The organism is Bifidobacterium moraviense (assembly GCF_012932365.1).
In the GTDB taxonomy this organism is placed as follows: domain Bacteria; phylum Actinomycetota; class Actinomycetes; order Actinomycetales; family Bifidobacteriaceae; genus Bifidobacterium; species Bifidobacterium moraviense.
Genome location: NZ_JAAIIH010000019.1, coordinates 34,807 through 42,278 on the forward strand (window position 1 = coordinate 34,807; position 7,472 = coordinate 42,278).

Sequence of the window (7,472 nt, forward strand, 5' to 3'; positions counted from 1 at the left end):
CTGGCCTTTCTGGATGTTGCGTTTGCTGAAGGGTGGATGCCGACGGGAGGTCCCGATCGGCGGGATCAGAAGTCGGACATGTGGAAGCCGTTCTTCATCTCCATGCTGCGCGTGTACAGCACGGAGTCGAGCAGCTTGTCGGTCTCGGCGCGCAGCTGGTCGGCCATGGTGCGGTTGGCGGCCTCGAGGATCTCGCGCACTTCGCGGTTGCGGACGGCCTCGATGATCTGCTCCGGCTCCATCGGCTCCACGTCGCCCTCGGCGTTGTCCGCGTCGAACTCGTCGGCCACGGCGTGCTCCTCCGCGTCCGTGAGGCCCAGACGGGCGACCTGCTCGTCGGTGGCGGCCAGCAGGCGGTGGCCCATCGCGCCGGTTCGCTCCTGGTAGCGCTCGACGGCGTTGGACGTGGAGCGGAACGCGCCGTCGCACAGGGCGGCGATGACGCGGTTGGCCCAGTAGAAGTTCTCGGTGGTCACGCGCGTGGTGGTGCCTTCGAGGTACTCGGGGGTCTCGTCGACGTTCGGGTAGAACGGCACGAGCGTGTTGAACGGGTTGGAGCCGTAGGCGAGCCACTGCACGGCGCGGTTGGCCTGCGGGCGGTACGGGCGGATCTGCATCACGGCGAGCTGGCTCTGGCGGTTGATGCCGATCGGACGGTACATGTGGCGGGTGCGCTCGTCGCCGAGCTGGCCGTACGGGTCGAACGGCGTGCCCTGGTAGTGCGAGCTGAGCACGTACTTGACGTCCTCGATGGTGATCTTGCGCTCGGGCTGGCGCGCCCACGGGATGTCGTCGCTCGTGGGACGGTGGTCGGCCTCGGGGCCGTCCCACATCTCGTCGTACGGGTTGAGGAAGCGCTGCATGTACCAGGCGCGCGGCGTGTTGTAGACGTGGTCGGAGTCGGAGTGCGAGCCGAAGGCGTCGCGCGGCGCGAACGGGCTGTTCGATTCGACGGCCAGATCGAGGTGATGCTCCTCGATGAACTCGGCCAGGTCGGCGGAGCACATGTGGTCCTGCTGGTCGCCCAGGGCGTCCTCGAGGTCGAATTCGTCGATGCCGAGCTGGTTCGGCATGGTCACGTAGGCCTCGTCGGGCACGCGCTTGGCAATCCAGTGGTGGCCGCCCACGGTCTCCAGCCACCAGATCTCGTCGACGTCGCTGAACGCCACGCCGTTCATCTCGTACGTGCCGTACCGCTCCAGCAGCGCGCCGAGGCGGGCGACGCCTTCGCGCGCGGTCTTCACGTACGGCAGCACGATGGTGAGGAAGTCCTCCTCGCCGATGCCGCCGGGCACGGCGGGCTCATAGCCGTCCTCGCCTTCGCGGCCCTTGGCGGGCGCGTACTCCACGAACGGGTCGGCGCCGAGCACGCGCTCGTTGGTGGTGAGCGTCTCGGTGGCGCTCATCGCCACGTTCGCCTCGTTGACGCCGGCCTCGCCCCAGATGCCTTCCTTGAGGTCGGCGTTGGGCACGGCGGTGTACTGCAGCGGGTCGTCCGGCAGCTCGATGGTCAGGTGGGAGATGACCGACGTGTACGTGCGCGGCTGCTCGTCGGGCTTGACGACGACGAAGCGCTTGGGGTTGAACTCGCCGTTGGCGGAATCCTCGTTGCGCGCGATGATGGTGGAGCCGTCGTAGCTGGCGTCCTTGCCTACCAGAATGGTGGTGCAGGCCATGGTGTGGTTGCGTTCCTTTCCTGTTGTTCCGTTTGTTCCTGAAGTTCCTGTGCGCCCGGGCGCGTCACGCCCTGCCGGTGAGGAAGATGCCGTCCGCGTCGGGCGTCTCGCCGCAGCCGCGCAGCGCGTGCAGCAGCTCGTTGAGCCAGAAGCCCTGGTTGAGGCCGGGCAGCGGCTTGGCGGTGGCCCACACCTGCAGGTAGTACTCATGGTCCTTGTCCGGCGGCTGCGGGCCGTTGTAGCGCATGGTGACGGCCGGGTCCGCGTTGCGGCCCACGAACTTGGATGCCGAGGAGTTGCGGCCCTGCACGGCCTCGGGGATCATGGCCGGCATCTGGCGGGAGAAGTCCGGCGGGATGGCGAGCGCGTGCGAGTCGTTGAAGTCGTACATGAGCGCGTCGATCGGCAGGTTGGCCACGGACCAGTGGATCCATTCGAAGCCGCACACCGGGATCGAGTCGGGGTCGACGAACTCCCAGTGCAGGTAGCGCGCATCGGGGCGGATCTCGTCGAGGTAGAAGGGGAAGGACACCACGGGAACGCCGTCGACGCGGTATTCGGGCGCCGCGGCCTTCGCGAAGTCATCGGGGATGACCGTGAAATCAGCTGAAATCCTCATGGGAACCAGTATATGGCCGGGGCGTGTCACCGCGTCCGGACGCACATCCGTCGTCGGCCGCGGATGTGGCTTCGGACGTTCCGACGTTCCGAAACGTCCGCCATCACATCCGCTCCCCATTGCGGATGTGACTTCGGACGCGATCGGGGCCTCCGGCGTCCGGACGCACATCCCGCATCGGACACGGCTGTGGCTTCGGACGTCCCGACGCGCAGAAACGTCCGCCATCACATCCGCTTCCCGCTGCGGCGGTGACTTCGGACGCGCGGCTCACGGGATGAGCGCGCAGAACAGCGCCTCGAACACCAGCGCGGGGTTGCCGTTGCCGAACAGGCGGCAACGGGCCTCGGCCACGGCCTCCATGCGGCGGATGGCGCCCTGGCGGTCGAGCCGCACGGACAGCTCGGTGACAGCCGTGCGGTTCTCCAGGTTGACGAGCCCCACGGCGTCCTCCGCGCCGTTCTGCAGCACGGCCACGTCGCGGTAGACGCTGGCCACGGAGTTGAGCGCGCGGTCCAGCACGTCGCGGCTGCGGCGCGTGGTGCGGCGGCGGATCTCGTCCTTCTTGCCGATCGCGTTGAACGCGCCCCTGAGGCTCGGCGGGATGCGGTCCTTCTCCCCCAGCCCGTTGATGCGCCGGAAGTCGGCCTCCTCCGAGGCCACCCTGCGCTCCACCTCGGCGGCGGCCTGCCCGTTGGCGTTGGCGATGAGCCGGTCGGCCAGCAGCACCGCGTCGGACGCGCGCGCCAGTCCCAGCACGCCCGTCACGAGCTCGTCGCGGTCGGTCATGACCCGCTCGTCGGTGGCGTAGAGGCGCGCCACGCCGATGTGTCCCTCCGCCAGACGCGCCGCGCGCCGCGCCACCTTGGGGTCGGCGCCGCAGGAGGCGGTCAGGAACGCGGCCACGGCGCCCGCGGACGGCACGGCGAGGTTCACGATGCGGCAGCGCGAGCGGATCGTGGGCAACACGTCCTGCGCGCTGGGGGCGCACAGCAGCCAGATCGTGCGCTCCGCGGGCTCCTCGATCTCCTTGAGCAGCACGTTGGTGGTGCGCTCCAGCATGCGGTCCACGTCCTCGATGACGATGACGCGCCACGGCCCGCTGGCGGGCATCTGCTCGGACGTGGCGATGAGCTCGCGCACCTGATCGATGCCGATGGTGACGCGGTCGGTGGCCAGCACGGTGACGTCCGGGTACGTGCCGGCGAGGATGTGGCGGCACGTGGGGCATTCGCCGCAGCCGTGCCGCGGGCATTCGAGCGCGGCCGCGAAGGCACGCGCCACGTTGGACCGGCCCGATCCGGGAGGACCGCACACCAGCCACGACTGGGCGAGCGCGGACGGATCGCCCTCGGCCAGTCCCCGCAGCATGTCGACGACGGGCTTCTGCCCCACGATGGCGTCCCACACGCTCATGGCCGCGCCTCCCGTTCGGCCGCGCGGGGCGCGGCGGTGCGTGCGGCATCGGCGACGAGCGCGTCGAAGTCGGCGCGGACGTCGGCCCACACCTCGTTCACGGGGCGCGCCGCGTCGATCACGCGGAACCGGCCGGGCTCGGCGGCGGCGAGGTCCAGGAACGCGCGCCGGGTGCGCTCCTGGAAGCCGTTCCCCGCGGATTCCATGCGGTCGGCGGCGTGGGTGAGGCGCGCGTGCGAGCGGGCGGGGTCCATGTCGAGCAGATACGTGCGGTCGGGCAGCAGCCCGCCGGTGGCCCACATGCTCAGATCGCGGATCTCCCCGGCCGTGAGCTCGCGGCCGCCGGCCTGATAGGCCAGCGAGGAGTCGAGATAGCGGTCGGTGATCACCACGTCGCCACGCTCCAGCGCGGGGCGGATCACCTCGGCCACGTGCTGCGCGCGGTCGGCGGCGAACAGCAGCGCCTCGGCGCGCGGGGCGATGTCCGCGGTGGCCTCGGTGCGCGGGGCGTCATGCGATGCGGCGTCGGCCCTGCCCGCGTCGTCCGCCACGCCGTGCAGCAGCAGCCGTCGGATCGAGCGTCCGAGCACGGTGCCGCCCGGCTCGCGCGTCACCACCGCGGTGCGGCCCAGGGATCTGACGTGGGCGCGCAGATGCTTGACCTGCGTGGTCTTGCCCACGCCGTCCACGCCTTCGAAGGAGATGAATACACCGGTCATGCCGTCCACCATGGCTACTCCGCGGTGGTCGTCTTCGCGGTCGACTTCCTGACCGTGGTCTTGCGCGCGGCGGTCTTCTTCGCGGTCGACTTGGACGTGCCCGACTTGGCGGCGGACTTGGACGCCGACGCGCGGCGCGTGCGGCGCTTGGCGGGGCCGGCGGCGCGCTTCTCCGCCAGCAGGCGGAACGCCTCGGCCGGCTCGATCGACTCGGGCGTGTACTGCTTGGGCAGCGTGCGGTTCGTCTCGCCGTCCGTGATGTACGCGCCGTAGAAGCCGTCCTTGATGGTGACGGCTTTGCCGGTCTCCGGATCCGGTCCGAGCTCGCGCAGCGGCGGCTTCGCGGCGCCGCGTCCGCGCCCGCGGCCGTACTTGGGCTGGTCGAACAGCGCCTTGGCCGCGGCCAGGTCCACGGTGAAGATCTCGTCCTCGCTGCCCAGCGAACGGGTCTCGGACTTGCCGTCCGGGCCGGTCTTGGTGAGGTACGGGCCATAGCGGCCGTTGTTGGCCTCCACCCTGTACTGCGTGATCTCCCCGGTGGCGGCGTCGGTCTGTTCGAGCACGCCCACCTCGCGCGGCAGGGAGAGCAGGCGCAGCGCGTCCTCCAGCGTGAGCGACTCGGGGCTCATGGTCTTGAACAGCGACGCCATCTTGGGCTTCGGCGCCGCGGCCTTGCGCCCCTTGGCCTTGGGCGCCTCGGCCTCGGCGTCCGCGGCGGGCGCGGGCGGCACGAGCGCCACGTACGGGCCGAACCGGCCGTTGCGCACCTCCACGGTGCCGCCGGTGGCCGGGTCCTTGCCCAGCTCGCGCGGACCGCCGGAATGATGCTCGATGAGGTCGTGCCCCACCTCCACGGTCAGCTCGTCCGGGGCGAGCGTGTCCGGCAGGGACGCGCGCTTCGGGTTGCCCTCGGCGTCCAGATGCTCCATGTCCTCGAGATACGGGCCGTAGCGGCCCACGCGCACGTGCAGGCCGTCGCCGATCTCGATGGTGTTGATCGCGCGCGCATCGATCTCGCCGAGCTGCGCCACCTGCTGCTGCAGGCCCTCGTGCGCCTCATCGGAGCTCGTCGCGGCGCCGTCGCCGGAGCCGAAGTAGAAGCGGGTGAGCCAATCGCGGCCGGTCTGCCTGCCGTGCGCGATCTGGTCGAGCCCGTTCTCCATGTCCGCGGTGAACTCGTAGTCGACGTACTTGGGGAACTTGGTCTCCAGCAGCTTGATCACGGCGAACGCCAGCCAGCTGGGGATCAGCGCGCGGCCGCGCTCGTACACGTAGCCGCGGTCGATGATCGTGGAGATGATCGACGCGTACGTGGACGGGCGGCCGATCTCCTTGGCCTCCAGCGTCTTGACCAGCGAGGCCTCGGTGTAGCGCGCCGGCGGCTGCGTCTCGTGGCCCTCGGCCTCCACGGCGTCAGCGGACAGCCCGTCGCCCACCTGCATCGGCGGCAGGCTCGCGTTCGCGTCGGCCTTGCCCTCGCCCTTCGCGTCGCCCTTCGCCGCGGCCGCATGGCCCTCGCCGGTGGCGCGCATGAAGCCGGGGAACTCGATCACCGTGCCGGACGCCTGGAACACGGCTTCGCCCCAGTCGGCGCCGGCGGGCGCGGACAGGCGCACCGTGGCGGTGGAGCCGGTGGCGTCGGCCATCTGCGAGGCGAGCGTGCGCTGCCAGATGAGCGTGTAGAGCTTGAGCTGGTCGGCCGGCACCTTGGCGGCCAGCTCGTCCGGATCGCGGAACTGTGCGCCGGCCGGACGGATGCACTCGTGGGCCTCCTGCGCGCCGGCGGTCTTGGTGGCGTACTGCTTGGGCGCCTCGGACAGGAACCGGCTGCCGAAGTGGAACTCCACGCTGGCGCGCGCGGCGGCGATGGCCTCCTGCGAGAGCGTCACCGAATCGGTACGCATGTACGTGATGTAGCCGTTCTCGTACAGGCCCTGCGCGGCGCGCATCGTCTGGCGCGAGCTGAAGCCCAGGCGGTTGCCGGCGGTCTGCTGCAGCGTGGACGTGGTGAACGGCGGCTGCGGACGGCGACGGTACGGCTTGGTGTCCATGGACATGACGGTGAAGCGCGCCGATTCGAGCGCCCTGGCCACGCCCGTGGCGTCGGCCTCGCCGAGCAGACGGACGTTGTCGGCGAAACCGGAGGGCGTGAGCCTGCCGTCCGGCCCGAAGTCCCTGGAGACCGCCAGACGCTTGCCGCCCAGCGAGACCATGCGCGCGTCGAATGCGTCGGCGACGGCGTCGGGCGCGGCCGCGTCGGTGCGCAGCGTGGCGGTCACGTCCCAGTACGGCGCCCTGACGAACGCCATGCGCTCGCGCTCGCGCTCCACGATCAGGCGCGTCGCCACGGACTGCACGCGTCCCGCGGACAGCCCCGGGCCCACCTTGCGCCACAGCACCGGGGACAGCTCGTAGCCGTAGAGACGGTCGAGGATGCGGCGCGTCTCCTGCGCGTCCACCATGTCGTCGTCCACGTCGCGCGTCTTGGTGAGCGACGCCTTGATCGCCTCCGGCGTGATCTCGTGGAACACCATGCGCTTGACCGGCACCTTGGGCTTGAGCGTCTGCACGAGATGCCACGCGATGGCCTCGCCCTCGCGATCCTCATCGGTGGCGAGGTAGAGCTCGTCGGCGTCCTTGAGCGCGGACCTGAGCTCGGAGACCGTCTTCTTCTTGTCCGCGTCGACGATGTAGTACGGCTTGAACCCGTCCTCGACGTCCACGCCGAAGCGGCCGTACCTGGCCTTGTCGTCCGCGGGGATCTGGCTGGGCTGCGCAAGGTCGCGGATATGGCCCACCGATGCCATCACGGTATAGCCGCTGCCAAGGTAGCCGCCGATCTTGCGGGCCTTGGTGGGCGACTCCACGATGACGAGCTTGGTGCCCTTGGTGCCGGTTGCCATTCCTTGACTCCTTACCGCTCCCTACTGGTTGTGCCGTTCGTGACGCCCATCATACCCACCCGGTGTGGGCAAACGTGAAACGCGGGGCCCGCGGACCCCTACGCGCGGCCCGCGGACGCTCCCCTGGGCGGGGCGGGCG

The 7,472-nt window shown here is 70.4% G+C and carries 5 protein-coding genes; all 5 read right to left on the bottom strand.

Translation table 11 applies throughout. The features are described from left to right. Positions 1-65 precede the first annotated feature (65 nt). Positions 66-1,676 (bottom strand): C69 family dipeptidase, encoded by a 1,611-nt coding sequence (locus G1C96_RS09255; RefSeq protein ID WP_169276309.1) that lies wholly within the window; start codon positions 1,674-1,676, stop codon positions 66-68. Positions 1,677-1,740: 64 nt separating this feature from the next. Further along, positions 1,741-2,295 (bottom strand): YbhB/YbcL family Raf kinase inhibitor-like protein, encoded by a 555-nt coding sequence (locus G1C96_RS09260; protein WP_169276310.1) that lies wholly within the window; start codon positions 2,293-2,295, stop codon positions 1,741-1,743. A 270-nt stretch (positions 2,296-2,565) separates the two neighbouring features. After that, positions 2,566-3,711: a DNA polymerase III subunit delta' gene (locus G1C96_RS09265; protein ID WP_169276311.1), complete on the bottom strand. Its 1,146-nt coding sequence runs from the start codon at positions 3,709-3,711 to the stop codon at positions 2,566-2,568. Next, positions 3,708-4,430 carry a dTMP kinase gene (gene tmk / locus G1C96_RS09270; RefSeq protein ID WP_169276312.1) on the bottom strand — a complete coding sequence of 241 codons (723 nt, stop codon included), beginning with the start codon at positions 4,428-4,430 and terminating at the stop codon, positions 3,708-3,710. Before tmk ends, G1C96_RS09265 begins: the two co-directional genes overlap by 4 nt. Before the next feature lie 14 nt (positions 4,431-4,444). Further along, a complete protein-coding gene (topA, locus tag G1C96_RS09275) occupies positions 4,445-7,333 on the bottom strand; it encodes a type I DNA topoisomerase (RefSeq protein WP_169276313.1) in 2,889 nt (962 codons plus the stop codon). Between the last annotated feature and the right edge of the window lie 139 nt (positions 7,334-7,472).

Coding starts and splice junctions, on each gene's coding strand:
- tmk (WP_169276312.1), bottom strand. CDS start 4,430: ATGACCGGTGTATTCATCTCCTTCGAAGGCGTGGACGGCGTGGGCAAG.
- G1C96_RS09265 (WP_169276311.1), bottom strand. CDS start 3,711: ATGAGCGTGTGGGACGCCATCGTGGGGCAGAAGCCCGTCGTCGACATG.
- G1C96_RS09260 (WP_169276310.1), bottom strand. CDS start 2,295: ATGAGGATTTCAGCTGATTTCACGGTCATCCCCGATGACTTCGCGAAG.
- topA (WP_169276313.1), bottom strand. CDS start 7,333: ATGGCAACCGGCACCAAGGGCACCAAGCTCGTCATCGTGGAGTCGCCC.
- G1C96_RS09255 (WP_169276309.1), bottom strand. CDS start 1,676: ATGGCCTGCACCACCATTCTGGTAGGCAAGGACGCCAGCTACGACGGC.